This window comes from Marinobacter flavimaris, from assembly GCF_002933295.1.
GTDB lineage: Bacteria > Pseudomonadota > Gammaproteobacteria > Pseudomonadales > Oleiphilaceae > Marinobacter > Marinobacter flavimaris.
In genome coordinates this window covers 237,896-263,147 of sequence record NZ_PSSW01000003.1, presented here as the reverse complement: position 1 = coordinate 263,147, position 25,252 = coordinate 237,896, and the positions used below count along the sequence as shown (strand labels likewise).

Annotated in this window: 25 protein-coding genes and 1 riboswitch; of the genes, 14 read left to right on the top strand and 11 right to left on the bottom strand. The window is 59.5% G+C overall.

Features of this window, described 5'->3' with window-relative positions; genetic code table 11:
- Positions 1-92: 92 nt before the first annotated feature.
- From MDHKLMBL_RS07245 to MDHKLMBL_RS07205, 9 genes are all read left to right on the top strand, one after another.
- Positions 93-506, top strand: a complete 414-nt coding sequence (locus MDHKLMBL_RS07245; protein WP_053113702.1) for a GtrA family protein — start codon at positions 93-95, stop codon at positions 504-506.
- Complete coding sequence (locus MDHKLMBL_RS07240) at positions 478-1,485, top strand: glycosyltransferase family 2 protein (RefSeq protein WP_053113700.1); 1,008 nt, start codon at positions 478-480, stop codon at positions 1,483-1,485. Before MDHKLMBL_RS07245 ends, MDHKLMBL_RS07240 begins: the two co-directional genes overlap by 29 nt.
- Entirely contained in the window at positions 1,469-3,016 is a 1,548-nt protein-coding gene (locus MDHKLMBL_RS07235) for an ArnT family glycosyltransferase (protein WP_053113698.1), read from the top strand. The genes MDHKLMBL_RS07240 and MDHKLMBL_RS07235 overlap by 17 nt, the downstream gene beginning before the upstream one ends.
- Before the next feature lie 22 nt (positions 3,017-3,038).
- Positions 3,039-3,722, top strand: a complete 684-nt coding sequence (locus tag MDHKLMBL_RS07230; protein ID WP_053113696.1) for a response regulator transcription factor — start codon at positions 3,039-3,041, stop codon at positions 3,720-3,722.
- Positions 3,719-5,131 (top strand): ATP-binding protein, encoded by a 1,413-nt coding sequence (locus MDHKLMBL_RS07225; protein ID WP_014579084.1) that lies wholly within the window; start codon positions 3,719-3,721, stop codon positions 5,129-5,131. The genes MDHKLMBL_RS07230 and MDHKLMBL_RS07225 overlap by 4 nt, the downstream gene beginning before the upstream one ends.
- A 93-nt stretch (positions 5,132-5,224) precedes the next feature.
- On the top strand, positions 5,225-5,992 hold the full coding sequence (locus tag MDHKLMBL_RS07220) for a glycosyltransferase family 2 protein (RefSeq protein WP_008177102.1): 768 nt from the start codon (positions 5,225-5,227) through the stop codon (positions 5,990-5,992).
- A gap of 1 nt (position 5,993) precedes the next feature.
- Positions 5,994-6,662 carry a TVP38/TMEM64 family protein gene (locus tag MDHKLMBL_RS07215; protein ID WP_008177101.1) on the top strand — a complete coding sequence of 223 codons (669 nt, stop codon included), beginning with the start codon at positions 5,994-5,996 and terminating at the stop codon, positions 6,660-6,662.
- Between the two features lie 9 nt (positions 6,663-6,671).
- Positions 6,672-8,420, top strand: a complete 1,749-nt coding sequence (locus MDHKLMBL_RS07210; RefSeq protein ID WP_104270459.1) for an ArnT family glycosyltransferase — start codon at positions 6,672-6,674, stop codon at positions 8,418-8,420.
- A 30-nt stretch (positions 8,421-8,450) separates the two neighbouring features.
- Complete coding sequence (locus tag MDHKLMBL_RS07205; RefSeq protein ID WP_014579080.1) at positions 8,451-8,681, top strand: hypothetical protein; 231 nt, start codon at positions 8,451-8,453, stop codon at positions 8,679-8,681.
- Positions 8,682-8,687: 6 nt separating this feature from the next.
- Here MDHKLMBL_RS07205 and MDHKLMBL_RS07200 read toward each other — a convergent pair whose 3' ends face one another.
- A complete protein-coding gene (locus tag MDHKLMBL_RS07200) occupies positions 8,688-10,106 on the bottom strand; it encodes a sensor histidine kinase (protein ID WP_104270458.1) in 1,419 nt (472 codons plus the stop codon).
- Positions 10,103-10,828, bottom strand: a complete 726-nt coding sequence (locus MDHKLMBL_RS07195) for a response regulator (RefSeq protein WP_008177094.1) — start codon at positions 10,826-10,828, stop codon at positions 10,103-10,105. The genes MDHKLMBL_RS07200 and MDHKLMBL_RS07195 overlap by 4 nt, the downstream gene beginning before the upstream one ends.
- 218 nt (positions 10,829-11,046) lie before the next feature.
- On the opposite strand from MDHKLMBL_RS07195, the gene MDHKLMBL_RS07190 reads away from it, so the two are divergent.
- Both MDHKLMBL_RS07190 and MDHKLMBL_RS07185 read left to right on the top strand, forming a co-directional pair.
- On the top strand, positions 11,047-11,400 hold the full coding sequence (locus MDHKLMBL_RS07190; protein WP_008177093.1) for a hypothetical protein: 354 nt from the start codon (positions 11,047-11,049) through the stop codon (positions 11,398-11,400).
- 63 nt (positions 11,401-11,463) lie between these two features.
- Positions 11,464-11,988, top strand: a complete 525-nt coding sequence (locus MDHKLMBL_RS07185) for a cytochrome b (RefSeq protein WP_008177091.1) — start codon at positions 11,464-11,466, stop codon at positions 11,986-11,988.
- A gap of 28 nt (positions 11,989-12,016) precedes the next feature.
- Here MDHKLMBL_RS07185 and MDHKLMBL_RS07180 read toward each other — a convergent pair whose 3' ends face one another.
- The 6 genes from MDHKLMBL_RS07180 to MDHKLMBL_RS07155 form a co-directional block, all read right to left on the bottom strand.
- Complete coding sequence (locus MDHKLMBL_RS07180; RefSeq protein WP_008177089.1) at positions 12,017-12,865, bottom strand: sulfurtransferase; 849 nt, start codon at positions 12,863-12,865, stop codon at positions 12,017-12,019.
- 76 nt (positions 12,866-12,941) lie between these two features.
- Complete coding sequence (locus MDHKLMBL_RS07175; protein WP_008177087.1) at positions 12,942-13,292, bottom strand: RidA family protein; 351 nt, start codon at positions 13,290-13,292, stop codon at positions 12,942-12,944.
- A 70-nt stretch (positions 13,293-13,362) separates the two neighbouring features.
- Positions 13,363-14,127 carry an ABC transporter ATP-binding protein gene (locus tag MDHKLMBL_RS07170; RefSeq protein WP_041645928.1) on the bottom strand — a complete coding sequence of 255 codons (765 nt, stop codon included), beginning with the start codon at positions 14,125-14,127 and terminating at the stop codon, positions 13,363-13,365.
- Positions 14,127-15,101, bottom strand: a complete 975-nt coding sequence (locus MDHKLMBL_RS07165; RefSeq protein WP_053113674.1) for a FecCD family ABC transporter permease — start codon at positions 15,099-15,101, stop codon at positions 14,127-14,129. Before MDHKLMBL_RS07165 ends, MDHKLMBL_RS07170 begins: the two co-directional genes overlap by 1 nt.
- Positions 15,088-15,972: a cobalamin-binding protein gene (locus MDHKLMBL_RS07160; protein ID WP_104270457.1), complete on the bottom strand. Its 885-nt coding sequence runs from the start codon at positions 15,970-15,972 to the stop codon at positions 15,088-15,090. Before MDHKLMBL_RS07160 ends, MDHKLMBL_RS07165 begins: the two co-directional genes overlap by 14 nt.
- 30 nt (positions 15,973-16,002) lie before the next feature.
- Positions 16,003-17,841, bottom strand: coding sequence for a TonB-dependent receptor plug domain-containing protein (locus MDHKLMBL_RS07155; protein WP_053113671.1), 1,839 nt, complete (start codon positions 17,839-17,841; stop codon positions 16,003-16,005).
- A 135-nt stretch (positions 17,842-17,976) separates the two neighbouring features.
- A riboswitch (cobalamin riboswitch) is annotated at positions 17,977-18,199 on the bottom strand.
- 122 nt (positions 18,200-18,321) lie between these two features.
- On the opposite strand from MDHKLMBL_RS07155, the gene MDHKLMBL_RS07150 reads away from it, so the two are divergent.
- On the top strand, positions 18,322-20,196 hold the full coding sequence (locus MDHKLMBL_RS07150) for a putative nucleotidyltransferase substrate binding domain-containing protein (protein WP_104270456.1): 1,875 nt from the start codon (positions 18,322-18,324) through the stop codon (positions 20,194-20,196).
- Entirely contained in the window at positions 20,189-20,917 is a 729-nt protein-coding gene (locus MDHKLMBL_RS07145; protein WP_008177073.1) for a 3'-5' exonuclease, read from the top strand. The genes MDHKLMBL_RS07150 and MDHKLMBL_RS07145 overlap by 8 nt, the downstream gene beginning before the upstream one ends.
- 1 nt (position 20,918) lies before the next feature.
- On the opposite strand, the gene msrB is transcribed toward MDHKLMBL_RS07145, so the two are convergent.
- The 3 genes from msrB to MDHKLMBL_RS07130 all read right to left on the bottom strand — a co-directional run bounded on the left by msrB (position 20,919) and on the right by MDHKLMBL_RS07130 (position 24,425).
- A complete protein-coding gene (gene msrB / locus MDHKLMBL_RS07140; RefSeq protein ID WP_104270455.1) occupies positions 20,919-22,142 on the bottom strand; it encodes a peptide-methionine (R)-S-oxide reductase MsrB in 1,224 nt (407 codons plus the stop codon).
- A 79-nt stretch (positions 22,143-22,221) separates the two neighbouring features.
- Positions 22,222-23,721, bottom strand: a complete 1,500-nt coding sequence (locus MDHKLMBL_RS07135; RefSeq protein ID WP_104270454.1) for a sensor histidine kinase — start codon at positions 23,719-23,721, stop codon at positions 22,222-22,224.
- A gap of 2 nt (positions 23,722-23,723) precedes the next feature.
- A complete protein-coding gene (locus tag MDHKLMBL_RS07130) occupies positions 23,724-24,425 on the bottom strand; it encodes a response regulator transcription factor (protein WP_014579066.1) in 702 nt (233 codons plus the stop codon).
- Between the two features lie 160 nt (positions 24,426-24,585).
- Between MDHKLMBL_RS07130 and MDHKLMBL_RS07125 the strand changes: the two genes are divergently transcribed.
- The gene (locus MDHKLMBL_RS07125; RefSeq protein WP_104270453.1) at positions 24,586-25,167 is read left to right on the top strand and encodes a QsdR family transcriptional regulator; all 582 of its coding nucleotides are present in this window, start codon (positions 24,586-24,588) and stop codon (positions 25,165-25,167) included.
- Positions 25,168-25,252: the final 85 nt, after the last annotated feature.

The following is a 25,252-nucleotide window of genomic DNA, read 5'->3' as shown; positions in this document are numbered from 1 at the left end:
TCGCGGTTAAGGCTTGCTTAAGGATGGCCCGGTAACGTGCCGGCCATCATTCGGATTCTTCCGATAACGCCCGGGTTCTTAAGTGAGGCTGTATGAGATTCCCGTTATTGCGGTCAAATGGCTGGGGCAGATTGCCACGATTCCTGCTGGCCGGTGGCGTCGCCACCCTGCTGCATTGGCTGACCATGCTGGTCTTGATCGGTTGGGGACTGAACGCCGTTCTCGCAACCGCCACCGGTGCCACGGCTGGATTGCTGGCAAATTATGTTGGCCAGCATCGCTACGCTTTTTGTTCCAACCTGCCTCATAGAATTGCGTTCCCGCGATATCTCACGGGGGCTGCATTGGGCTGGGCCCTCAATTTAGCGGGCTTTTCGCTACTCCTGGTTACGGGTCTCAGCGTCGCCCCCTCGCAACTAATCACGACCGGCCTGGTTGCCTTTGCCAATTATCTCTTTGCACAGAGGTTTGTTTTCCATGAAGAACAGACAATCAACGTTCAGTAATCCGATGCTGAGCATCATTATCCCGGTTCACAACGAAGCCGATGTGATTCCAACCCTGTTGAAACGGCTGGATCTGGTCTGCCGCCAACTGCCGGGCCAGGTTGAGCTGTTGTTCGTGGACGATGGCAGCCGGGACGATTCTGTTGCACAGCTGCTACGGGCCAGGGACCGTTACTCCGGAATCCGTGTCGTTCAGCTCTCCCGGAACTTTGGCAAGGAAGCGGCCGTTACCGCGGGCCTTGAGAGTGCCCGTGGCGATGCCGTGGTACTGATGGACGCCGATCTCCAGGATCCCCCGGAGTTGATCCCGAGGATGGTTCAGGCATGGCAGCAGGGGGCAGACGTCGTTCTGATGAAACGGCGATCGAGGGCCGGTGAAAGCTGGCTGAAACGCACCACTGCGAGCATTTTCTATCGCCTGATCAACCATATAAGTGACGCATCGATACCGGTGGATACTGGCGACTTCCGACTGATGAGCCGGCGCACCGTAGATGCCCTCAACCGGTTACCCGAACGCAACCGCTACCTGAAAGGCATGTTCGCGTGGGTTGGCATGCCAACGGTCACTCTCGAATTTGACCGCGATCCACGCCTGGCAGGCAAAACCAAGTGGAACTATCTGAAGCTCATGCATCTGGCGATGGAAGGGATTACCTCGTTCTCCACGCGCCCACTGCGGATTGCCCTGATCCTCGGCCTCTTTGCCGCCGGCGCCGGAGGCCTTTTCGGCACATGGGAAGTTATCCGGGCAATGGTTTTCGGCATATCCACACCGGGTTACGCCTCCATGATTGCCATGATCACGTTCCTCTCAGGGGTTCAGCTGCTATGCGTTGGCCTGTTGGGGGAGTACGTCGGTCGGATCTATATGGAGACCAAACAGCGCCCGGTGTTTATTGTTGCGGAAGACAGCGACGACATTGCTCAGCCGGTTCTCACCCAACTGCGAGTAGCCGGTAATGACCAGAAACATTAACACCCTGCTCTGGCTCCTGTTTGCCGTGCTTGCCGCACGGCTCGGACTGGCGGCGATACTGCCGCTGGCGGACACTACCGAACCGCGCTATGCCGAAATTGCCCGCATAATGGCCCACACCGGAGATTGGATAACCCCATGGTTCGACTACGGAGTGCCGTTCTGGGGCAAGCCACCACTGTCGTTCTGGGCGCAGGCACTGTCGTTCAAATTGCTGGGTGTTTCTGAATTCGCGGGCAGGCTGCCATCCTGGCTGGCCAATGTCATTATCGTCTATCTGGTCTTCACCCTGCGTCGTTACCTGCATCCCGAACGCGACAGCCAAGCGGCAACGTCGGCCGGCCTCTGGGCCGCCCTGATTTACGCCACCACGGCCCTGGGCTTCCTGACGGCGGGCACGGTGATGACCGATTCGTTCCTTGCCCTCGGCTCAACGCTGGTACTGACCAGCCTTGTGGTTCGTCTTCAGGGCGGCCCCATGGTGTGGGGCTGGCTCTTCTTTATCGGTCTTGCCATCGGCCTGCTCGCCAAGGGCCCGCTGATTCTGGTTCTGACCGGGCTGCCGGTTTTTCTCTGGGTTGCGACGACCCGACGCTGGCTGGTCCTGTGGCAGCAACTGCCCTGGCTACGCGGTTCACTTTTGATGATGGCCATTGCAGCCCCCTGGTACGTTCTCGCCGAGCTCAAGACACCCGGTTTTCTCGATTACTTCATCGTGGGAGAACACATCAAGCGATTCCTTGTCAGTAGCTGGCAGGGTGATCTTTATGGCAACGCACACGAGTTTACCCGGGGCACCATCTGGCTGTACCTGGTTGCCGCCAGTTTCCCCTGGGGTCTGATCGCGATTGTTGCTTTTGGCGTTAGCCGCTGGCGCCGTCAACCTGCACCACAACAGTGGCAGCCCGTTGAAAAAGGCGTGGGCGGGCTGGTTCTGGCATCCGCGCTGAGTCCTGCCGTCTTTTTCACCCTCTCCGGTAACATTCTCTGGACCTACGTGCTTCCAGGTTTGCCGTTTCTTGCCGTGCTGGCATCCAGCCTCTGGCCGAGGGAACTTTCCGGTCGAATGCCGGCCTCCAGTCTGGCTGCAGTGCTGACAATCCCCATGATGGGGATCGCCGCCGCAGGCTGGCTTGCCCTGCACCCGGAGCAACTGAAAACCGAGCGGGATCTGGTCGCGCAAGTCGAACAACTCCCCCACATGAGCGCAGACAATCTGTTTTACCTGGGCAAGGCCCCGTTCTCGGCACGCTTCTACAGCCGTGGCGATGCTCATGCCATTGCCCAGGAAGACGTTATCGATCGCATTGAATCGGGCAACCTACATGAACCCATGGCTCTGGCTGTAGAGAAGGGCAACACCGCAATGATCAGGCGCCTTGAAGACCTCACCAGACCGATTGAGGAAAACCGTCGCTACCGGCTTTTCCTGTTGAAGCCATCCTCGGGAAATACCGCGACCAGCTTTCAGGAAAAAAGCAAAACCGGCGGTATCGATTACAATGCATCCAACGATCACCCGCTTAGCTGAAAACCAACCGGATTCCTGCTGTATGCGAATATTGCTGATTGAAGACGATCATCTTTTGGCCAACACCATGCTGGGTATGTTGCGTGACGAGCAGAACACCGTTGACTGGCTGGATGACGGCCAGCAGGCGCTCAATGCACTCCTGAACGATAGCTTCGATCTGGCCATCCTGGATCTGACGCTGCCCCGCGTGGACGGGCTGGATATAGTGAAAAAGGTACGCAGCCAGGGTATCGAGACGCCGGTCATCATCCTCACCGCCCGCGGCGATCTGGACGAAAAACTTCAGGGCCTCAATGCGGGCGCTGACGACTACCTGACGAAGCCCTTCGCCATGGCGGAACTGAAAGCTCGAATTCGGGCCGTTACGCGGCGCGGAGCCGGTGTCCGGACAGGCGGTCTGCAGGTGGGCAGGCTGATTCTGGACCCCGATTCAGGCCAGCTCAAGCTGGGGACCGAAACGGCGGCTCTTCCGCGCAGCGAATTCCAGATTCTGCACTACCTGATGCGCCACCCCGACCAGGTGGCAACCCGCCGTCGGCTGGAAGAGCAGCTGTATGGTTGGGAGCAGGGCGCAGAGAGTAATGCCCTTGAGGTGCATGTCCATCATTTGCGCCGGCGCGTTGGCAAACAGACCATCCGCACCGTCCGTGGCGTTGGCTACATGCTGGACAGCAAGGCCGCTGCGGAGGTTTCTCCCGAATGAGCCTGACCCGAAAACTGATCCTTCTGATCACCAGCACGGTGTTCTTCATCACTCTGATTGCTGCCGGCTGGGGCTTCTACGTCAGCGACCATCAACTGGAAGAGCTTTTCGACGCGGAGCTGGCCCAGAGCACCCGCATTGTCCAGGGCCTGGTTGAGCATCTCTCTTCCACGCAGTCGATGGAGCAGATTAGTCATACCCTGGAGAAGACGCTCCAACTGCCAGACGGCGTGTACCAGGGCGACGAGGAGGAGAATGAAATCCTGCCCGGCGGCGCGGGCCACAAATACGAACGGAAGCTGGCCTTTGAGGTCTGGTCGCCGGACCGGGAGCCGATTCTGGACACCCTGCGCGCCAACGATTCGCAGGGCCTGGAGCGTGGCTTCGGATGGCAGGAAGTAGCCGGATATCAATGGCGAACCTTCACCCTTGAAGATCCGGCGACCGGTTTCTGGATCCGCACGGCCCAGCGTGAAGATGTCCGGGATGAACTCAGCCAGGAAATTGCTCTCGGCAACGTACTGCCTTTCCTGATCGTGCTGCCCGTGCTGGCTCTGGCAGTGCTGGTGTCGATCCAGGTGGGCTTCCAGCCACTGAGAAAGCTCGAGAAGCCCGTACGCAACATGGCCCCGGAAAATATACACCCACTGGACGACCGACAGGCGCCCAAGGAAGTCGCCGGTCTGGTGCAGGCGGTGAATGGTCTGCTCCGACGCCTCAACCAGGCCCTGGAACGGGAAAGGCGGTTTTCTGCCGATGCCGCCCACGAACTGAGGACACCGCTTACGGCCCTGCGCCTGAATCTGGAAAAAGTCTACGAGAACGACCCGGAGCAATACGGCGATCTGATCCAGTCCGTGGACCGCATGGTGCACCTGGTTGAGCAGATGCTGCTGCTCAACCGCGTCGACTCTGGTGCCGATTTCACCCCGGAATACCACAACCTGTCAGCCATCGTGGAACAGAGCATTGCCGATGTGGCACCGCTGGCCCTGAAAAAGGACATCGACCCCGTGCTGCAGGACGATGCCGGTCAGGCCCTGGTCTCCTGCCACAGCGCCTTGATCAACACCCTCATGCGCTCCCTGCTGGCGAACGCCATCCAGTACAGCCCCGAACACACAAGCATCGAAACACACCTCACGCCTGCCGGTGAGGGATACCATATAACCGTGTGCGACCAGGGCCCCGGCATCCCAGCCGAGGCACGTGAGCGGGCTTTGAGCCGTTTTGTCCGGCTGGACCAGCGACTCGGTGGTGGCGCGGGTCTCGGGCTGGCCATCGCCAGGCGCATCGCTGAACTTCATGGTGGCCAGCTCACCCTGGGCGACCGGCCGGATGGCAACTCGGGCCTGTGCGTCAGCATCTGGCTCCCGGCCCGTGCCACCTCTCGTCTCAAGAAGGTTTAAGATTGTTTTAAGGTTTGAGGAGGATACTCCGGCCCAATTGAACAGGGCCGACAGACGGCCCGGTTGATATTCCGTTTTCGAGGATGTCTTTACATGGGTCAGGAAAGAACTCTTTCGCTGGTTATACCGGCCAAGGATGAAGAAGCCAACATCGCTACCCTGCTGACCGAGGCCTATGGGGTAATGCGTGACTATCACGGCTTTGAGGTGGTGCTGGTGGATGATGGCAGCACAGACAGCACGCTGGACACAGCCGTTCGGACAGCCCGGGCCCTCGGCGGCCGGTTGTTGACCATTCGCCACGAGCGCAGCATCGGCCAGAGCGGTGCCCTGGCATCGGGTATCCGACAGGCCCGGAGCAGGTTGATTGTTACCATGGATGGCGATGGCCAGAACGATCCGGCCGACATTCCCGCCATGCTGCAGAAAGCCAACACCATGCGGAACCCGGACTTCTGTATTGCCGGCTATCGCAAGAATCGCAAGGACACTGCGTGGAAGCGCTTCCAGTCCCGCCTGGCCAATCGCGTGCGGGATGCACTGCTTCATGATGGCGTGCCCGATACCGGTTGCGGCCTGAAGCTGTTTCCCCGGGAAACCTTCCTCAAACTCCCCTGGTTCGATCACGGACACCGATTCATCCCGGCGCTGGTACGCGGGATCGGCGGTGACATTGCCATCGTGGAGGTAAACCACCGCCCACGCATCGCCGGGATTTCCAAATACAACGCCTGGAACCGGACCTGGGCCGGCATCCTGGACCTGCTCGGTGTACTCTGGTTGCTGCACCGCACCCGGGTTCCTGTTATCAGCAGTGCCGGTCAGGCCGATCCACAGGGATCGGTGGCGGAGCGCTCCTGACATGATCAACGGTTCCCGCTGGCTGGCCTTCGCCGCCCTGGTGCTGGTTGGCTATCTGACCATCCACAACGGCTGGCTCGACTTCATTGCCGACCAGAATGAAGTGGCGAACTATCTCCACAGCCATGGTGTCGGCGGATTGGTGGTGATTACCCTCGCCGGCGCATTGTTTACCGGCCTCGGCGCTCCACGCCAGTTGCTCGCCTTCGTGCTGGGTTTTGCGCTGGGCGGGTTCAACGGGACACTGCTGTCGACCCTGGCCGCCGCCATCGGGGCCACCGGCTGTTTCCTGACCGCCCGCTGGCTGCTGCGAACGCCATTGAGCCGGCGGTTCAGCCATCGCATGCAGCAGTTTGATCGCCTGTTCCGGGAGCAGACGCTGTTGAAGGTTCTCATGGTGCGTTTGCTGCCGGTGGGCAGTAACCTGGTGACCAACCTTGTCGCAGGCTGCTCCGGGATCCGTTTCTCACCGTTCCTGTTCGGCAGCACCCTTGGCTACCTGCCCCAGATGCTGGTGTTTGCCCTGGCCGGTGCCGGTATCGGCAATGCTAATGCCTATCAGCTTGCCGTGAGCATCGGCTTTTTCATTCTCGCCTCGCTGATTGGTGCTTTTCTCTATCACAACCAGAGGGCCAGGACGCTGGCCGATTCCGTTTCCGACTCTCTCTGAGACCGAACCATGCCTGCATCACCCTTCGTCCGCCACCTGCCGGACACCGTGTTTAACCTTTCCCGCAATCAACTCCTGCTGTTACTGCTGGCCTTTGCCGCAGTCGTGATTTTTACCGGGATCGGACTACGTTCCCCCTGGCCTGCCGACGAACCGAGGTTCGCGGAAGTGGCCCGCGAAATGGTCGCCTCCGGGCAATGGCTGATCCCCATGCGGGGTGGTGAGTTCTACCCGGACAAGCCACCGGTGTTCATGTGGAGTATTGCCTTCTTTTACTGGCTGACCGGCAACCTGAAGATTGCATTCCTGCTGCCCAATGCGCTGTGTAGCCTGCTGACACTGGGACTGGTCTTTGATCTGGGCACCCGCCTGTGGAACCAGCGAACCGGTGCCATCGCGGTCATGTTGCTGATGCTTGCGCCCCAGTTCGTGATCCAGGCCCAGAAAGCCCAGATCGACGCCATGGTCGCCTGCTGGATTGCGGTTGCCTGCTACGGCCTGATCCGACACTTTTTTAGCGGGCCCGCCTGGGGATGGTACTTCGTTGGCTGGGCATTTATGGGGCTCGGGATCATCACCAAAGGGGTTGGCTTCCTGCCGGCGCTGATGCTCATTCCGATCGTGGTCATGAAGCTTCGCGATCGCGCATTGTTCCGTGGCACGCTCACCTGGCGCTGCGCACTGGGCCCGCTGGCCATGCTGGCAGTGGTTGCCGCCTGGCTGATTCCCATGGTGCTTTACGTTAACAATCTCGGCACCGAAGAGGCCCTGGCTTATCGGAATAATATCCTGTTCAAGCAGACCGGCGAGCGCTATGCCGACTCATGGGGCCATATCCAGCCCTGGTACTATTACCTCACCAGCGTAATTCCCTCGCTCTGGTTTCCTCTTCCGCTGTTGCTGCTGGCCTTGATCCGGCCCCTGTCTGAAACCGCCCGGTACCGGCCGATTATTCCTGTACTTCTGGGCTGGATTGCCCTGGTCATCGTGTTTTTCAGCCTCAGCCCCGGCAAGCGCGGTGTTTACCTGTTGCCAGCATTGCCCATGCTGGCGCTGATTTTCGCCCCGCTGCTCAGCAGCCAGAAACCGGCGGGGTGGTTTCCGCCGCTCCTGACAGGTGTGCAGTTACTGCTCGGTATCGCGTTGATGGCGGTTGGCGTCCTGGCCTGGAACGACCACCCCAGGTTGGTTGAAAAAGTGGCTGACTACAGCACCGACCCGGCCAAACTGCACGAGGCGGGGACGTTCGTCTTCGTCATAGGACTGGCCTGGCTGATCACCCTGTTCGGGTTCTGGCGCTCCCGTGCGCTGGGGCGTCTGTTTCTGGCCATGATGATCACCTGGCTGCTGCTGGGCACCTGGGGCTATCGAATTCTTGAGCCGCTTCGAACTCCTCGCAACGTGCTGGCCGCCGCAGAACAGCATATCCCGCCCGGCGGGCAGCTCGGCATGATCGACTTCCGGGAGCAGTTCCTGCTGTTTTCCAAACGCGACTTCACCCATTTCAGCTTCTTTACCGGTCGGGAACAGGAAAATCGCAATGCCTGGTTGTGGATGAGCGAAACCGAGGACAGCTATCTCCTCGTCGCCGATCAGATTGAGCTACCCTGCTTCACCAAAGAGGGTGCCATTCCCGTGGGCACGGCCCACCGGGACAGCTACCTATTATTGACTGATGAACAAATGAACCCCAGCTGCGCACCACCAGACAAGGTCAAACGGTTTACCACGCCTGAGCCCGGCAGTTGGCAGGATTGAGCTGGCGAGGGATTAAGAGAAGAAGAAACGATGAAAAAGCATGAAATTAAAGCCCGTCGGGAAGAAAACCGTGTTGATTCCGTGAAAATCGTACGATCCCCCTCGAATGCGCACGAATGGGTCATACTTTTTAAGGATATTGAAGGAAAGACCTTTTTCCTGATCTCAGACGACGATCATGTCTGCAGCTACGCAAACCTGGATGCGACCGTCGAGGCACTCGACGCCCTGGGGTTTGCCCGTGCCGAAGTGCTGTTCTGACAGGCCCTACCTGGTTTTGGGCAAGGTCACCGAAACCTGCAGGCCCTGACCTCCCGGGCCAGCACCCAGCCGGATATCGCCACCCATCCCCCGAATCAGGGTGCGGGCGATAGCCAGGCCCAGGCCTGCGCCACCGGTTTCGCGGCTGCGTGAGTGTTCCAGCCGATAGAAGGGTTCAAAAACCCGTTCCCGGTCCGCCTCCAGAATACCCGGCCCCTGATCAACAATCGTGACAACCGCTTCTGTGTCTGTGGTTGCCAGTGTTACTTCCGCCTGGTCGCCATAATTAACCGCGTTCTCAATCAAATTACGCAGGGCACGTTTGACGGCTTCAGGCTGCCCCTGGAGTACACATCTCGGGCTGTCATCGCAGTGCACCGCCAAGCCCATTTCCTGGAGATCACCACACAGGCTGTCCAGCAGGGTCGCCAGATCATAGCGACGGTGCTGTTCGGTGGTGGTGCCCCGGATGAAATCGAGGGTAGCTTCGGCAAGATGCTGCATTTCCCTGAGGGAATCGAGAAGACGGTCCCTGTCCTCACCTTCCGGCAGCATTTCAACCCGCAGCCGCATGGAGGTAATGGGTGTCCTCAGGTCGTGAGCGAGAGCCGCCAGCAGCCTTGCCCGGTCTTCCTGGGCGCGGCCAACCTGATCCTGCATCTGGTTGAAGGCGCGGGTAACCTCACGAACATCCTCCGGTCCCTTTTCAGGAACCCGGACTTTCTCTCCCCGCCCGAACGCGTGGGCTGCCAGGCTCAACTCGTTCATTGGCTGCAGGATTCGACGAACCGCCAGCAACAAGGTCAGCGTGAGCAGCACAGCGGTAATCCCTACGCTGGTGAGCGTAGCCTTCAACCACAACCAGGAGGGCGCTGGTGGTCGGGCCCGAGCATTGAACCATTGGCCGGAGGACAAGGCCAGGGAAACCCCCAGGACCGGGGGGCATTCGTGCCGGTCATCCCGATGGTCGTCCTCGTCACGGTGTTCTTCATACTCGTGGTGCTCATCATCTTCATCGTCATGCCGTTCACGGTCCCGATGTTCATCGCGATCCGGCATGCAATTGTCTTCGTCAGCCTCCATGGCTGTCCGAACCTGCTCCACCGGCAGTTCCAATTCCTTGGCCAGCCGGCGCGTCATGCCGGAGGCCCGATCCTCGGTCAGATAGGGCGCAGGATCGATCGAAAGCCGCAGAGTCGGGCTGGAGAGTGCCCGCAGAATTCGCTCCTGCCGTTCCGGGTCCGTGGTATCGGCCAGGGTATAGCCATCGGCCACCCGCTGGAGGACGTGTTCCAGACTGGCACTGCGCAACGCTCCCTGGCGCTCACCCGCCAGAATAACGATGGTGATAACCTGGGCCACCAGCAGCACCAGAATCAATAACAGCGCCAGCTGCCCACCGGCGCGCCGTGGCCACAGTCTCATTGTTCAGCCCCTTCGACCGCAGCAATCCACTGGTAGCCACCGCCCCAGATGGTCTTGATCAGCCTGGGGCTGCGGGCATCCGGGTCGATCTTTCGGCGCAGGCGGCTGACATGATTATCAATGCTTCGATCAAAGGCATCCGCCTCTCTGCCGAGGGTCAGGTCCATCAGCTGATCACGGGACAACACGCGGCCGGCGTGCTCAAGGAAGGCGAGCAGAAGCTTGTACTCGGCGGTACTCAACGACACCTCGACACCTTCCGGATCGATGAGTTGATGGCGGTCGACGTCCAGCGTCCAGCCCTCGAACGTCAGGGACTGCCCGGCCATGGGGCTGCGTTGCGGTGGCAGCGCTGTGGTACGGCGCAGAACTGCTTTTATGCGGGCCAACAACTCCCGGGGGTTAAAGGGTTTGGTGAGGTAATCGTCGGCGCCCATTTCGAGGCCGACAATGCGATCGGTTTCCTCGCTCATGGCTGTAAGCAGAATAACAGGCAACTCGGTGTGCTCACGAAGGTAACGGCAGAGCGTGAGGCCATCGTCCCCGGGCATCATGATGTCCAGCACAACCAGGTCGATGGAGTGCTGTCGCAACTGGCGCTTCAAGGCATCGCCGCCATCCGCCAGCAGCACGCGCAGGCCATGCTCCTGCAAATAGCGGCCGACCAGATCTCGAATGTCCCGGTGGTCATCGACCACCAGGATTGTGGGAGAGTCGCTCACTCGTTACTCCGTTGAATTACCGTCTGCCCTGATTATAGGGGAGTCGACTTCCCGCTTGGGCGCGATCTTGTCAAAAACCGTCGCAAATCCCTGCCTTGCGACAAGTTGCGACAAAGTCGGTGGGTCACCGAGACAATTCTGCGACGTTTCCTTGATGGAATAACTCCCGACCAACAATGACATTCCGTCATGGGTTTAACCAACCAAGGAGTTCGACCATGAAGAAAACGACCACCATTGCTGCTCTCTCCATCGCCGCGATACTCGGCGCCACGCCACTGCTTGCGTCTGCCGATGACGACTACGGGCGAGGTGACTGTGACGATCGTTACGAGAATCGCCACCACGGCAAATCCATGGGTTCCGATCTGAAGCAATACAGCACCGACGAAATGCGCATCATGGCTTACGGCCAGGCGCTAAGACGCTTCGGCCCGGGCGTGGATGTGTCCGTTGAGGAAACGTCGGATGGCACATACCGGGTCCAACTGCGAGATGCCGAGCAGAATCTGATCCGGGAGCAGGAGTTCAACCAGTACGGTGCCCCGGTTCGCGGCGGACACCGGAGCTGATTACCAACAGCCAGCGCGGGGCCCGAGAGGTGCCCCGCCAGCCTTTGATCAAGGAGAATCGCGATGACACTGATGGACGCTGACAACCGCTATGGTGCCGTTTCCCGGGCTGTGCACTGGATAATGGCGGTTTTGTTGCTGGTAATGCTTGCCAGCGAAGTCTGGTTTGAAGCCCTGGAGCACACACTCTCTGATGCGTCGCTTATGGCCTGGCACCAGACCCTGGGCCTGACCATTTTCGGGCTGGTTATCTTTCGCGGTCTCTGGCGCTGGCTTAACCGCGCACGTATAACACCACCGGCTCAATGGGCGACCATGGCCAAGCTCGGGCACATTGCGCTCTATGCCCTGATGATCCTGATGCCGCTGTCAGGGCTCGCATCCTCCCTCGGTGAAGGCGATCCTGTTACCTTTTTCGGCTGGACAGTCTTTGGCTACGGCCCGGAAATCGAGTGGCTGGAAGACAGCGGGGAAGAGGTTCATGAAGTGCTGGCCAACGTGTTGTGGCTCATGATTGGCGTACACGTAGCAGCTGCCCTGGCGCATCAGTACCTGCTGGGAGACCGGATCATGAAGCGCATGGCCTGACGGCCAAGATACAGGAAAACCCTCGGGCTCAAGCCACCGGCAGCGAATCGTCGCTGCCCCAGTCCGCCCAGGAACCATCGTAAAGAGAGAGCTGGTCATACCCGGCCAGCTCGGCCGCCAGCAGAATGATGCAGGCGGTGATGCCGGAACCGCAGGAAAACACCAGTTGATGCCCGTCTCCGGGCTGAAGGTTCGTACCGAGATGCCTGAACTTTGCCTCCAGCTCACTGACCGGCTTAAACCGGTAACCATCCAGCACCTCGGTAAACGGAAGACTGAGTGAGTTCGGAATATGGCCGCCGCGCACTCCCGGGCGGGGTTCCGGGGCCTGAGCCAGGAACCGCGCCCGGGATCTCGCATCAATCACCGAAACTCGCTCGTCGTCCAGATGCTGTAGCACGAAGGCGGAATCCCGAACCCGTCCGCGGTCCAGACGGCCCGCCACGTTCCCGGCGGAAGCCGCACTATTAATCGGGGCCGACACCGTCTCACGCCCCTCTGCCAACCACTGTGGCAGGCCACCATCGAGCACGAAAACCTGTTCGAGGCCCATCGACCGCAGAATCCACCAGGCCCGGGGAGCGGAATAGATTCCCTGGTTGTCGTAAAGCACCACCAGTCTTTCAGGCGTTATGCCCAGCCTGCGAACTTCCTGAGTGAACTGTTCCTCGGTAGGAAACGCATGGAGCTGGGACGATTCCGTATTGCAGAGCGTTCCCTCCAGATCAATCTGGAAGCTCCCCGGTATCCACACCGGGTGATCATAAACGATCGGCTCCTTGCCAATAACCGTGGCCATACTCGCGTCGATAAGAACCAACCGTTCGTTATCGAGGTTTTCCTGCAACCAGTCGGTGGTTACGAGTGGGGACGCCATGGTGTGCTCCTGTTCCTACCAGAAATAAACGGCCGACTTCTCAGGCCGACAAATCGCCAGACCTTCCCGGCTGCCGTCAGGACGTTGCGGCAATCACCGAGATTTCCACCAGCAACTCCGGCGACGCCATCTGAGCCTGAACGCAGGCCCGGGCCGGCGCCGTACCTTCAGGCACCCAGTTGTCCCACACCTCGTTCAGGGCTTTGAAATCGGCCATGTCTGCCAGGTAAATGGTTGCCGAAAGGATTCGATCGCGGCTGGAGCCGGCGGTCTCGAGCAGCTCGTCCACTTTCTCCAGCATCCCGGTTACCTGGGTATGAATATCGGCGTTACGGTCCTTGGCAACCTGACCGCAAAGGTAAGCAGTGCCGTTGTGTTTTACGATCTTGCTCATTCGGCTGTTGGTGGAAATACGTTCAATGGTCATGGTGATGGCCTTGTTGGGGATTTGAGTGACTATATAACCAATAACGGGCTCGAGGATAAAGCCTCACACTTCAGCCCGGCACAAACACCGGAAAACCATCCAGTTCGGCAGATAGCAAACGCTGGCCAAACAGGCTTTCGAGTGCAGAAGTCACCAGCATGTCGCGGGCCGGTCCCCAGCAGGCCTGACCGTCGGGGTACAGAAGGAGGATCTGGTCGCACCATCGCGCAGCCAGGTTGAGGTCGTGGAGGCACATGAACACGCCCCGGTCGCACGCTGCCTGCTGGCGCAGCAGCTTCATAACGGCGGTCTGGTGCTGTAAATCCAGGTGATTGGTGGGTTCGTCCAGGAGCCAGATTTCGGGGCTTTGGGTCATGAGGGTAGCAATGGCTACCCGCTGGCGTTCACCGCCGGAGAGGGTGTTTACCAGGCGATCTTTCAGGTGGATCACGTCCAGCTCTATTAGAGCCCTTTCAGCAATCGCGAGGTCATCACCACTCTCCATCTGCCAAGGCGATAACCAGGGGTGGCGGCCGATCAGGGCGGTTTCCAGTGCCGTTGCCGGGAATCCATCCTGCCGGTCCTGAAATACCAGGCCCATGCGTTGCGATACGGTCTTGCGGCGGATGCCGTCCAACGGCGTTCCATCAAGCAGCAGCTTTCCGCTTCTGGGCTCCCGCAATCCTGCGAGAGTATGGAGCAAGGTGGTTTTACCCACACCGTTAGGGCCCAGCACGCCCCAGACCTGTCCCGGTTCGATGGCCAGATTCAGGGGAACGCCTGAGCTGCGGCCCGGAATGTCGATAATCAGCGCTTCGGTTGCCAGGCGTGTCATCATCGGCTCCTATACAGCAGGTACAGGAAGGTCGGGACGCCGATCAGCGCGGTGATCACCCCAACCGGCAACTGCTCCGGCGCAATCACCACCCGCGCCAGGGTATCCGCCAGCACCAGCAGCGTACCGCCCGCCAGTGCGCAGGCCGGCAGAATCAGGCGCTGGTCGTTGCCCAGCACCAGCCGCAACATGTGCGGTACCACCAGGCCAACGAAACCAACCGAACCGGCCATGGTGACGGCGGCTGCGGTCAGCAGGCTGGCCATCAGGTAGATCGACCATTCCAGTGGCCGCACCGAAACGCCCAGCGCCGCCGCCTGCAGGGAGCCCCGTGCCAGCACGTTCAGGGCCCGGCCGAGCGGAAACACCATCAGGCATACGAGCACAAGAATGATCAGTCCCGGCCACGGAGTGGCGGCGTGGGAAAGATCGCCCATCAACCAATACAGCATGCCCGGCAATCGGCTGGCCGGGGTCATCGAGAGGATCAGGGTAATCATGGCGCCCCAGCCGGCGGCGACCACCACACCGGTAAGCAACAGCCGCGATGGGGTCCAGCTGCCACTGCCGTGAGCCAAACCAAACACCAGCAGGGTGGCCAGCATGGCACCTGCAAACGCGGAGCCGGATATCAGAAAACCGGCAGCGCCGGCCAGCATGGCCAATAACGCACCCACTGCCGCGCCACCAGAAAGCCCCAACACATAAGGATCGGCCAGGGGATTTCGCAACAATACCTGCATCAGTGCCCCGGCCACGGCCAGCAATCCGCCAGTTGCGAACGCGCTCAGGGTGCGAGGCAGGCGCAGCTCCAGAATCAGCGTTTGCTGCAACTCGGTGCCACTGCCGGTGATCACCCTCAGAGTGTCACCAAAACCGATGGACGTACTGCCAATGCTGACGGAGAGCAGTGCCGCCAGAAAGCCCGCCAGCAGCAGAATCAGGAGGGGCTTGGAAGGGCTAGAGATTGGCACGGGCCTGCTCCAGGGTCTGACACAGGTGCATGGCACCCTCTGCCATACGTAGCGTCGGGCGTGCCAGCAGGTCAGGTGGTTCAAGGAAGAGGTTGCCCGCGGCTACCGCTGCCAGGCCCGGAAACTCACGCCAGGCCTCCAGCCACTGCCTGTCGTCTGACGATCCGGCGGTAATAATGGCCTCGGGGTTGGCTTCCAGAACCGCCTCCCGACTGATCCGGGGCACCAGCCGTGGCAACTCGCCGAACACATTAACGCCGCCGCACAGGCTTATGGCCTTGCTGATCAGCTCTTCCCGGTTCACGGTCATCAGTGGCTGATCCCATATCTGGTAGAACACCTTAACTGGTCTGGCATCGGCATACTGAGATTCAAGCGCGGCCATATCTGCACGAAACGCTTCGGCCCGCTCATTGCCCAGATCCGGTAATCCTGTCAGCAACGCCAGATCCGATACCGCCGCGGCAATGTCGTCAAACGTCCGCGGAGCAAGCCAGAAAACGTGAATGCCAAGATCTGACAGGCGTTCCAGCTGGCTGCGGGAATTGCCATCCACCCAGGCCACCACCAGGTCCGGTGCCAGCGAAACAATGGCTTCCAGGTCCAGGCGATTGCTGTCGCCCACCTGCGGTAAGTTCTCCGCCTCTGGCGGGTAGTCGCTCCAGGCACTCACCGCAACGACCTTTTCGCCGGCACCGGCGGAGAACAACAGCTCAGTGGCACCCGGTGACAAAGAAACAATACGCTGCGCTGGCTCGGCCAGGCATACCTTCTGGTTCAGTGCATCGCGTACGCAGGGTCCCTGGGCCTGCGCCAACGAGGGCGCAAGCAGAGACAGTACACACAGTGCAGCGAGCCATAGGTGCCTCATAGAGGGCGGGAGCCTCTCAGATCAATGAATTTACTGTTGGAAATCATAGCGCACCGAGGCCATGAAGGTTCGTCCGGCGGCCAGATAATCAAAGGGCGCGAAGGTCGCACTGTCATATCCGATGCTGGTGGCATACCGACGATCCAGCATGTTATCGACCTTGAATGAGGCCGACCAGCCAGGCTGGAAATTCCAGGCCGCTCTCAGGTCTACCGTGCCATAGCCCGGCAGCAGACTGGTATTTGCCGCATCGTTATAGCGGTCACTCTCGGCAATAAAGCTGGCGCCCACCGACCACTGGGAGAACAGGCGATCAATATCCAGACGCACGTTTTTTTCCGCGCGGCGTGGTAAACGGGCGCCGGTATCGCGATTCTCGGTATCCGCGTAGGTTACTGCTGCCGCCAGATTCCAGTCAGCCGTCTCGATACCGGAAGAAACCTCAACGCCACGGATTCTGGCCGTCTCGACGTTTTCCATGGTGCCCTCAAAGGTCACCGGGTCCGACACGTAGGTAATCAGGTCTTTCACGTCGTTCTGATAAAGCGCAATGTCCCAGTACCACCGGTCATATCGCCCGGAGAAACCGGCTTCGACCATCTGCCCCTCTTCCGCATCGAGGTCAGGATTACCGGTGTAGAACGGCACCGTCAGGTAAAGGTCATTAAAGGTGGGTGCCCGGAACGATGTCGCATAGCTGAGGCGAAAGCGATGGGCGCGGTCCAGCTGGTGACCGAAGGCCACACCGCCAGTCTCCTCTTTGCCATAGGCCTCGTTGTCATCCAGACGCAGACTGAGCATCAGATCGGTGGCATCAAAGTTCAAACGGCCCTGACCGAAAACCGCGCTGTTGGTCCGGCTGTCTTCTGTGAAATTGCTGGTGCCATCCACTTCGTCAAGCATGACCTCCGTACCCAGAACCAGCTCATGAACACCGGCCGTCAGGGTGTTTTCCCAGCGCGCGGAGCGAGACAGGGTGTCGAACGTGCTGGGATTGGCTCCGAAGGTATCCTGTTCGTCGCGAGCTTCCGAGAACTGGATACGTGTACGCCAGTAGTCACTGGCAACCGCTTCCAGATGCAGCCCCATGGCACGAATCAGGAAATCGGTATCACCGCCTTCAAACTCGGTATTACCTTCAGACTGGAAAACCGTCAGTCCTGCGCCGCCGCCCTGGTCAAAACTGTGGCTCAGTTTGGCCAGGCCACCAGCGTTCCGGAATCCTTTGTCCTCGCCGCCAGCACGCAGGTTCGTGCCATCGGTATCCGAATAAACGCCACCGGCCAGGAACGACGAACGGCCTTCCCGGCCAGCCAGCCCGGCCGTTGCCTCACGGGTTTCATGGGAACCGCCTTTCAGCTCGCCCCAACCCTGGCGCCCGGCCTCCGGTTCCAGGGTGAACGCCTGGATGACACCACCCACCGCATCGGCACCGTAGAGGGAACTCTTCGCACCTCGCACCAGCTCAACCCGTTCCATCAATTCGGGAGGCAAAAACTGCCAGGGTGGGATACCCGCAGAGGCCGAGCGCAGGCGGATACCATCGAGAAGCAGCACGGTACCTGAGCTGCCAGCGCCACGCAGGAATACGCTGGTAGTCTTGCCGTAACTGCCGTCCGACACCACGTTGATCCCCGGCTGGGCGCGCAGCAGGTCGCGGAATTCCGCGGGCTGTTGCCGATCAATATCCTCCTTCTCGATGACCGTAACCGAAGACAGGCTCTCCCCAACGGTCTTCGGCCCCAGTGTCGCGGTAACCACGATGGGATCCAGGGCATCGGATTCAGGGGCAGACTGGGCCGAAACGGCCAGAGGCAGGGCGGCCATGGCAACGCCGGCCAGTAAAACAGGGCTTTGAATTCTGAACATGAAACTTGCTCCGCACTCCGCGCGCACCCGCACGGGAATCTGGGTTTTGTTGCGGAACAGGGAATGGGGGCAGGCGGTAGACTGGTGTCAGGAATGCGGAACCGGCATATCACCCACCCAGGTTGCCCACCGCAACATCGGGTGTTTTTCCAGGCCGGTCTCCGGGCTGGCAGGCGGAACCCTGGGTTCCCGGGCAATCACCTTCCCATGTCGTGGCGACACAGTGGCGCATAGATTGCCGTTGTCCTGCTTACCGTTGCGGGGGCAGCATCGGCCTTGCACTGGCATTACCAGGCTCACCGATTTCCCGTTTCACCCGTCGCGCTTTGCGACGGACACCTGAAAAAAGTGTGGCAAGGCTAGCAACACCCGGGTAAGCGGTCAATGAAATCCATCAAAGGTCGACATGGCCGCAGACCTCTGCCACTGCTATATTCCATGACTGACAATCACTTATTCTTCGCCAGAACAGGGAGTTTTATGCAGGCCGAGCTGGTCGACATCCGCAATCACATGGCTCAATACCCGCCGTTTGACGAGATGGCCGAGGAGCTGCTCGACAGAGTGGTTGGCGACATCGAGATTGTGTACTTCAAGGCCGGGAGCCAGATCCTCGAACTGGGTGACCCGAGCAGCTGGCTGTATTACGTGCGCAGTGGCGCCGTCGAGATCTATCGGCGCACCGGGGAGCTGTACAACCGCATCAGCGAGGGCGAAGTCTTCGGCCAGTTTGGCCTGCTGATGAACAGGAAGGTACGCTTCCCAGCCAAAGCCCTGGAAGACGTCCTGCTTTACAAGATTCCTTACGATACGTTCCAGTACCTCTGGGAAAATGACGACAACTTCGCCGATTTCGTTGAAATTGAAGACCGAAGCCGCCTGCGATCCGCCGTTTCCCGTCGCGAAAAGTCCAACCAGCTGATGACGTCCAAGGTTACCCGGTTGATTGCCCGGGAGCCGGTATCAGCGCCCCACACCGTTCGCCTGCAGGAAGCGGCGCGGATCATGACCGAAAACGGCGTCTCCGCACTGCTGCTGATGGACGAGGAAGGTGAAAAGCCCCTGCTCAAAGGCATCATTACCGACCGGGACCTGCGCACCCGGGCCCTTAGCGAAGCCCTGGCCTCGGAAACTCCGATCAGCGAGATCATGTCGGAGGATCTGATCACCATCCGCTCGAACATGTTCATATTCGAGGCCATGCTCACCATGCTGCACAACAATGTGCACCATCTTCCGGTGATGGATCGGGATGAGGTTCGCGGCGTGATTGCGCTGTCTGACATCGTAAAGTACGAGAGTCAGAGCAGCCTATACCTGGTCAGCAACATCTACCATCAGCAGGATGTAAAAGGGCTGAAGAAGATCAGCCTGGATGTGCGGGACAGCTTTGTTCGCATGGTGAACGAAGATGCCAACTCCCACATGATTGGCAGTGCCATGGCCGGTATCGGGCGCAGCTTTACACAACGTCTGTTGGCGCTGGGTGAAGAGAAACTCGGCCCCCCACCCGTGCCCTACTGCTTTATGGCCCTCGGCTCCATGGCGCGGGACGAGCAGCTGGTGGTCACGGACCAGGATAACGCCATGATCCTGGACGACAGCTTTGTGCCGGAAGAACACGACGAATACTTCCTGGCGCTGGCGAAATTTGTCAGCGATGGCCTTGCGGAGTGCGGCTATACCTACTGCACCGGCGACATCATGGCCACCAACCAGAAATGGCGGCAGCCACTGCGCGTCTGGAAGGACTACTTCACCGACTGGATTGATAATCCGAAAGCCGAGGCTCTGTTAAACAGCAATATTTTCTTTGATCTGGATGGCATCTACGGCGAGACCGACTTTGCCGAACAGCTCAAGACACTGGTGGCGGACAAAGCCAGCAACAGCCAGCGGTTCCTGGCAATGCTGGCGCGCAACGCCCTGAACCGCACGCCGCCGATCGGCTTTTTCCGGACTTTCGTGCTGGAAGAGGATGGCAAGCACCAGAAGACCTTCAACCTGAAACGTCGCGGAACAGCGCCCCTGTCGGATCTGATCCGGGTTCATGCCCTGGCCTGCGGCTCCCGTGCACAGAACTCGTTCGAACGACTGAAAGCCATTGGCAACACCAAGCTCCTGCTGGACGACGATCTGGGCAATCTGAGGGATGCGCTTGAGTTTATCTCCATCGTTCGAATCCGACACCAGGCCCTGGCAATCGAGGCTGACCGGCAGCCGGACAACAACGTACGGCCCGAAGACCTTTCACCGTTTGAGCGCAGCCATCTCAAGGATGCGTTCCAGGTAGTCAGCGGTGCCCAGAAGTTCCTGAAATTCCGGTATCACGCCGGGGTGGCCCGTAATGTCTAGTGAGGAGCAGGCCGAGAATTCTGTTACACGCCTGCCATGGCCCGAGCAATTCAAGGCCCTGGCGGAGCAGAGCAAGTCCCCGATTCTTAAAGCCTATTACGAGAGTGGGTGTGTGTCGCCGGAGACGCCCTTATCCGAGGTGCCCTTTGTCGCGCTCGATTTCGAGACCACCGGGCTGGACGCCAATCAACATTCGATTGTCAGTATCGGTCTGGTGCCGTTTACGCTCGACGGCATCCAGCTGGGCAAAGCCCGCCACTGGATCGTGCGGCCCAAGCTCCCGCTACACCAGACCTCGATTACTATCCACGGCATTACCCACAGTGATATCGACCAGGCCCCGGATTTGAACGATATCCTGAAGGATCTGTTTGCCAGCCTGAATGGGCGTATCCCCGTGGTTCACTACCGCAACATCGAGAGATCGTTCTTCGACGTTGCCCTGCAATGGCGCTTGGGGGAAGGAATCCGGTTTCCGTTGATCGATACCATGGCCATTGAGGCTCACCTGCACCCGGACCGAAACCCGTCACGCTGGCAACAACTGCTGGGGAAGAAGCCCGTGTCGATTCGCTTGGCTGATAGCCGGCTGCGTTATGGGCTGCCTCACTATGCCGCCCACAACGCCCTGATTGATGCGGTTGCCACGGCTGAACTCCTGCAGGCCCAGGTGTTGCACCATTTCAGCCGGGACACCCGGGTGGCGGATTTGTGGTTGTGAGTCAGGCGTCGCTCTCTGGTCTGACGTCATCAACCCATTTGCCATAACCGGCCTCTTCCATCTTCTCCAGCGGGATAAAGTCCATAGACGCGGAGTTCATGCAGTAGCGTAGTCCGGTTGGCGCAGGGCCATCGTTGAAGACATGGCCAAGGTGGGAATCCGCGTGGCTGCTGCGGATTTCCGTACGGGTCATGAAGAACGAGTTGTCCTCACGTTCCACCACCGCGTCTGGTGTGATCGGCCGGGTAAAGCTGGGCCAGCCGGTACCGGATTTGTACTTGTCCCGTGAAGAAAACAGCGGCTCGCCGGAGACAATATCCACGTAGAGTCCTGGCTTCTTGTTGTCCCAGTATTTGTTGTTAAACGCCGGCTCGGTGCCGTCTTCCTGGGTCACCTCGTACTGCATATCCGTCAGGCGCTGCTTCAGGACATCCTGGGCCGGCTTTTCAAAGCTTGCCGGATCGAAGCCAACGCCCATCTGGCCGGGCTCTGTGCTGACGCTTTCATCGCCCACCAGATCGTCACTGGCGTCCACTGTGGCATTCTCCTGGAACCGGGTGTAATCGAGCTCGTAATCTTCGCCATACACCTTCTCGATAAACTGATAGCGTCCAGAGTTGAAGGTGTAGAAGTTGTAGCGCACGGGGTTTTTGTCGTAATAATCCTGGTGGTATTCCTCCGCCGGGTAAAATTTCTCAAACGGCACGATTTCGATCACCACGGGTTTCTCGTAAACTCCGGATGCCTCCAATTCTGCAACGGCCGCCTCGGCCAAGCGCTTCTGCTCAGCGTTATGGTAGAAAATAGCAGGACGATACTGCTGGCCGCGGTCCACAAACTGACCCTGATTATCGGTCGGGTCCATCATCCGCCAGAGCGCCTGCAACAAGCCCTCGTATGTCATTTCGTTGGGGTCGTAATAGACCTGTACCGCTTCGGTATGGCCAGTCTGCCCCGAGGCAACCTGCTTGTAGGAGGGGCTTGCCTCTTTCCCACCAGAATAGCCCGAGACCACTTCCACCACGCCCGGCACCCGCTTTTCGTACCCGGCCTCAACACACCAGAAACAACCGCCAGCAAAGGTTGCCACGGCCAGACCCGGTTGATCCGGTGCGTATTTGCTCATCTGCGACTCCGACTTTTCGGCAACCGCGTAGGTGGTGAACAGACCAACTGCAGAGACAAATGCCACTGCGGAAAACAGACCCATAATCTTGCGTTTCATCAGATATCTCCTTCACGTGATTCCATACCTACAGCGTAGGGCGGTGGATTCACGAAAACGTTCACCAGGTATTACGAATTCATAACGCTGTGGATTTTTCGCCGCCCGGGACAGAGCTGTTGCGGGCCAGGGGCAGACAGACGCTGAAAACGGCGCCATCGGCATTGCGCACCGAGAGTTTTCCCTGCTGCAGCGTCACCATTCGCTGGGCAATCGCGAGCCCAAGACCGGCATGGCCCGTCCTGGACGCACCTGCGGCCTGATAAAAGGGTTCGAAGACGTGCTCCAGGTCCTCATCATTGATACCGGGGCCAGCGTCGGCGACGGTAATTTGCGCACCCCCGGCCTGTTCGACAACGCCCAGTGTGATCTCCGTGTCTTTCGGCGAATGGCTGATGGCGTTGCTGATCAGGTTATCCAACACCCGCTCGGTCATGGCGATATCCGCCAGCACCTGGACCGGAGCAACGGAAACAATCGACAGGGCAACGCCTGCGCGCTCCGCCTCGGGTTGGTGCTTCTGCACCACGTCATGCAGCAGTTCGGCAACCACAAACGGTTCCGTCTTCGGCTGTTTCTCCCGGGCATCCAGTGCGGCAAGTTCAAACAGTTCCTCCACCAGGCGACCAAGCCGGTGGCTTTCGGTCAGGGCCACATCCAGGAAACGTGCCCGCTCCTCGGCGGCGAGCGTGTCCTGTTTCATGCGCAAGGCTTCGATATAACCCTGGATGGATGCCAGTGGCGTTCTCAGATCGTGGGAGACCTGGGCAACCAGCTGCCGGCGCTGGGCATCCTTGTGTTTCAGAAGGTCCAGCTGGGCAACAATTCGCTGGGCCATCTGATCGAACCGGGCGGCCAGGTAATCAATGTCATCGCCTTTGCCCGCCACCGCAGCGGCGCGCTCCGGCGACATGCCGCGCTCGAAGGATTCCACCCGCTCGGTCAGCCGCGACAGCCGACGCGTCAGCAATCGGAAGAACACCAGCCCGGCCAGCAGGCCCACGAACAGGCTCACCGCCAGCGCGCCCGCGCCTAACTGGAGGAGCCGGTTACTGTGCACCATGCTCTCGGCCAGGTCGTACTCCTCGCCGCGCAGAACCACGTACAGATAACCCGTTGGATCAGCAGCCGAAGGCACCGGCGTTACCGAGAACACCTTCCGCCGGTCATGACTGCGCGGATCATCGCCGGGCAGTGGGTAAGCGCCCGGGTTTTCAAGCAGGATGCGTACCGGTTCCAGGGATACCCGGTTGCGCTTGATCTTGTTCGGGTCGGCGGAGTAGGAAAGGATATTACCTTCGGTATCCAGCAGGTAGATTTCGATACTGGGGTTGATGGTCATGTACAGCTCGAAGAGCTGCTTCAGGGCATCGCGGTTGAGCTTGCCATCGGTTACCAGGTTGCGGTCAGACACCAGGTTACGGGCGAGGTCGCGGTTCAGTTGCTGGTTGACCGCAGCCGAGTATTCCCTCACCGAAGCCAGACTCAGAAAGGTAAAGAGCCCACCCACCACAAGCAGCAGCAGGAACAGACCGATCGCCAGCCGGGCATAGAGGGTACGGAAGACAGACAGGGCCATCGTTAATCCATGAACCGATAGCCAACACCCCAGACCGTCTGGACGTATCGTGGGTCGGCGGGATCGGCTTCAATCTTGTTGCGCAGGCGGTTGATGTGGGTGTTCACGGTATGCTCGTAGCCCTCATGGTTGTAACCCCACACAGAATCGAGCAATTGCGCCCGGCTGAACACCCGGCCCCGATGGGAGGCAAAGTGCCAGAGCAGGTCGAACTCGCGGGCGGTCAGGTCCACTTCCCGATCATCCACAAACACTCGCCGGCGAACCGGATCAATCCGAAGCCCGTCCACCTCAATCTCATCAGCCTGATCGCCGGCAGGCGCTGCCTGAGAGAGTGCGTCTACACGTCGGAAAAGCGCTTTGATGCGGGCTGCCAGCTCCGCCACGCTGAACGGCTTCGTCAGGTAATCGTCCGCGCCCATCTCCAGGCCCAGGACCCGATCCAGCTCTGTGCTCTTTGCCGTCAACATCAGAACCGGCACATAGCCCGGGCAGGCACGAATCTCGCGGCACACCGCCAAACCATCCAGGCCAGGCAACATCAGATCCAGAATAACCAGATCGACGCCGCCCTCACGGAACCGTTCCAGGCCGGTATCCCCCCGGTCCACGAGCACGGGCTTCATTCCCAGATCTGAAACCTGCATACGGACCAGCTCACCGATGCCGGGGTTGTCTTCAATAATCAGTACCGTTCGCGTCATGGTGGTGGGCTTCGCTGAAATTGCCGGTGGCTTTCGATGCTTTCATGGCAGAGTGTAGGCGGAAAAGTTCACAAAACCATCACAAGCCGTCAGAACCGCGCGCATAGCCGGCTCCGGGTTTAGCCGTTAAAATGAATCCAAATTCGGGCATGAGGTTTCAGTGGCAGACAAAACCGTAAACAGGGCAACACCGGCCGAGGCGTTCAAGCGAGCACGTCGCATGTGGCTCAAGGGTGAGCGCATTCACCTGGCGCCGCTGGCTGATGAGCTCGGAATTGGCCGCGCCACCCTGTTTCGCTGGGTCGGCAACAAGGATCTGCTGATCGGCGAGATTCTCTGGTCCCTGTACGAACCCCTCTGGCGACAGGCCATAGCGGAAACGCCCGGCACTGGCGTGGACTACATTGTCGGCGTATACCGCCGCACCAACTCCGCGATCCTGCACTTCGAGCCGCTGCGCCGTTTTATCAACCAGGACCCGGAATACGCCCTGAAGATACTCACCTCGTCCCAGTCGATCCTGCACACTCGCACGGTCGAAACCAACACGCGGATGCTTAAAGACCAGGTTGCGGCCGGGCATATCAAGCCACCAATGAACATCTTCAGCCTGTCTTACTTCATGATTAGACTGGCAGAGTCCTGCCTGTACAGCGACATCATCGCCGGGCGCGAACCCAGGGAGGCAGAACTGGAGGATGCCTGTACGGCCGTGCGGATTTTGCTTGGGGGGAAGGCCTAGGGCTTACAGGCTTTGGGGGCTGGCCCCGAGGCGGGGGTGTCTTTTCTTCTGGGAAAAACAACTCGCTTCGCTCAGACATTTTTTC

Excerpts from the sequence above, each read along its gene's own strand:
- MDHKLMBL_RS07180 (WP_008177089.1), bottom strand. The coding sequence starts at position 12,865 with ATGGCGTCCCCACTCGTAACCACCGACTGGTTGCAGGAAAACCTCGAT.
- msrB (WP_104270455.1), bottom strand. The coding sequence starts at position 22,142 with ATGAAACGCAAGATTATGGGTCTGTTTTCCGCAGTGGCATTTGTCTCT.
- MDHKLMBL_RS07130 (WP_014579066.1), bottom strand. The coding sequence starts at position 24,425 with ATGACGCGAACGGTACTGATTATTGAAGACAACCCCGGCATCGGTGAG.
- MDHKLMBL_RS07245 (WP_053113702.1), top strand. The coding sequence starts at position 93 with ATGAGATTCCCGTTATTGCGGTCAAATGGCTGGGGCAGATTGCCACGA.
- MDHKLMBL_RS07175 (WP_008177087.1), bottom strand. The coding sequence starts at position 13,292 with ATGACCATTGAACGTATTTCCACCAACAGCCGAATGAGCAAGATCGTA.
- MDHKLMBL_RS07190 (WP_008177093.1), top strand. The coding sequence starts at position 11,047 with ATGAAGAAAACGACCACCATTGCTGCTCTCTCCATCGCCGCGATACTC.
- MDHKLMBL_RS07185 (WP_008177091.1), top strand. The coding sequence starts at position 11,464 with ATGACACTGATGGACGCTGACAACCGCTATGGTGCCGTTTCCCGGGCT.
- MDHKLMBL_RS07200 (WP_104270458.1), bottom strand. The coding sequence starts at position 10,106 with ATGAGACTGTGGCCACGGCGCGCCGGTGGGCAGCTGGCGCTGTTATTG.
- MDHKLMBL_RS07150 (WP_104270456.1), top strand. The coding sequence starts at position 18,322 with ATGCAGGCCGAGCTGGTCGACATCCGCAATCACATGGCTCAATACCCG.
- MDHKLMBL_RS07225 (WP_014579084.1), top strand. The coding sequence starts at position 3,719 with ATGAGCCTGACCCGAAAACTGATCCTTCTGATCACCAGCACGGTGTTC.
- MDHKLMBL_RS07220 (WP_008177102.1), top strand. The coding sequence starts at position 5,225 with ATGGGTCAGGAAAGAACTCTTTCGCTGGTTATACCGGCCAAGGATGAA.
- MDHKLMBL_RS07155 (WP_053113671.1), bottom strand. The coding sequence starts at position 17,841 with ATGTTCAGAATTCAAAGCCCTGTTTTACTGGCCGGCGTTGCCATGGCC.
- MDHKLMBL_RS07240 (WP_053113700.1), top strand. The coding sequence starts at position 478 with ATGAAGAACAGACAATCAACGTTCAGTAATCCGATGCTGAGCATCATT.
- MDHKLMBL_RS07205 (WP_014579080.1), top strand. The coding sequence starts at position 8,451 with ATGAAAAAGCATGAAATTAAAGCCCGTCGGGAAGAAAACCGTGTTGAT.
- MDHKLMBL_RS07145 (WP_008177073.1), top strand. The coding sequence starts at position 20,189 with ATGTCTAGTGAGGAGCAGGCCGAGAATTCTGTTACACGCCTGCCATGG.
- MDHKLMBL_RS07230 (WP_053113696.1), top strand. The coding sequence starts at position 3,039 with ATGCGAATATTGCTGATTGAAGACGATCATCTTTTGGCCAACACCATG.
- MDHKLMBL_RS07215 (WP_008177101.1), top strand. The coding sequence starts at position 5,994 with ATGATCAACGGTTCCCGCTGGCTGGCCTTCGCCGCCCTGGTGCTGGTT.
- MDHKLMBL_RS07135 (WP_104270454.1), bottom strand. The coding sequence starts at position 23,721 with ATGGCCCTGTCTGTCTTCCGTACCCTCTATGCCCGGCTGGCGATCGGT.
- MDHKLMBL_RS07170 (WP_041645928.1), bottom strand. The coding sequence starts at position 14,127 with ATGACACGCCTGGCAACCGAAGCGCTGATTATCGACATTCCGGGCCGC.
- MDHKLMBL_RS07235 (WP_053113698.1), top strand. The coding sequence starts at position 1,469 with ATGACCAGAAACATTAACACCCTGCTCTGGCTCCTGTTTGCCGTGCTT.
- MDHKLMBL_RS07160 (WP_104270457.1), bottom strand. The coding sequence starts at position 15,972 with ATGAGGCACCTATGGCTCGCTGCACTGTGTGTACTGTCTCTGCTTGCG.
- MDHKLMBL_RS07210 (WP_104270459.1), top strand. The coding sequence starts at position 6,672 with ATGCCTGCATCACCCTTCGTCCGCCACCTGCCGGACACCGTGTTTAAC.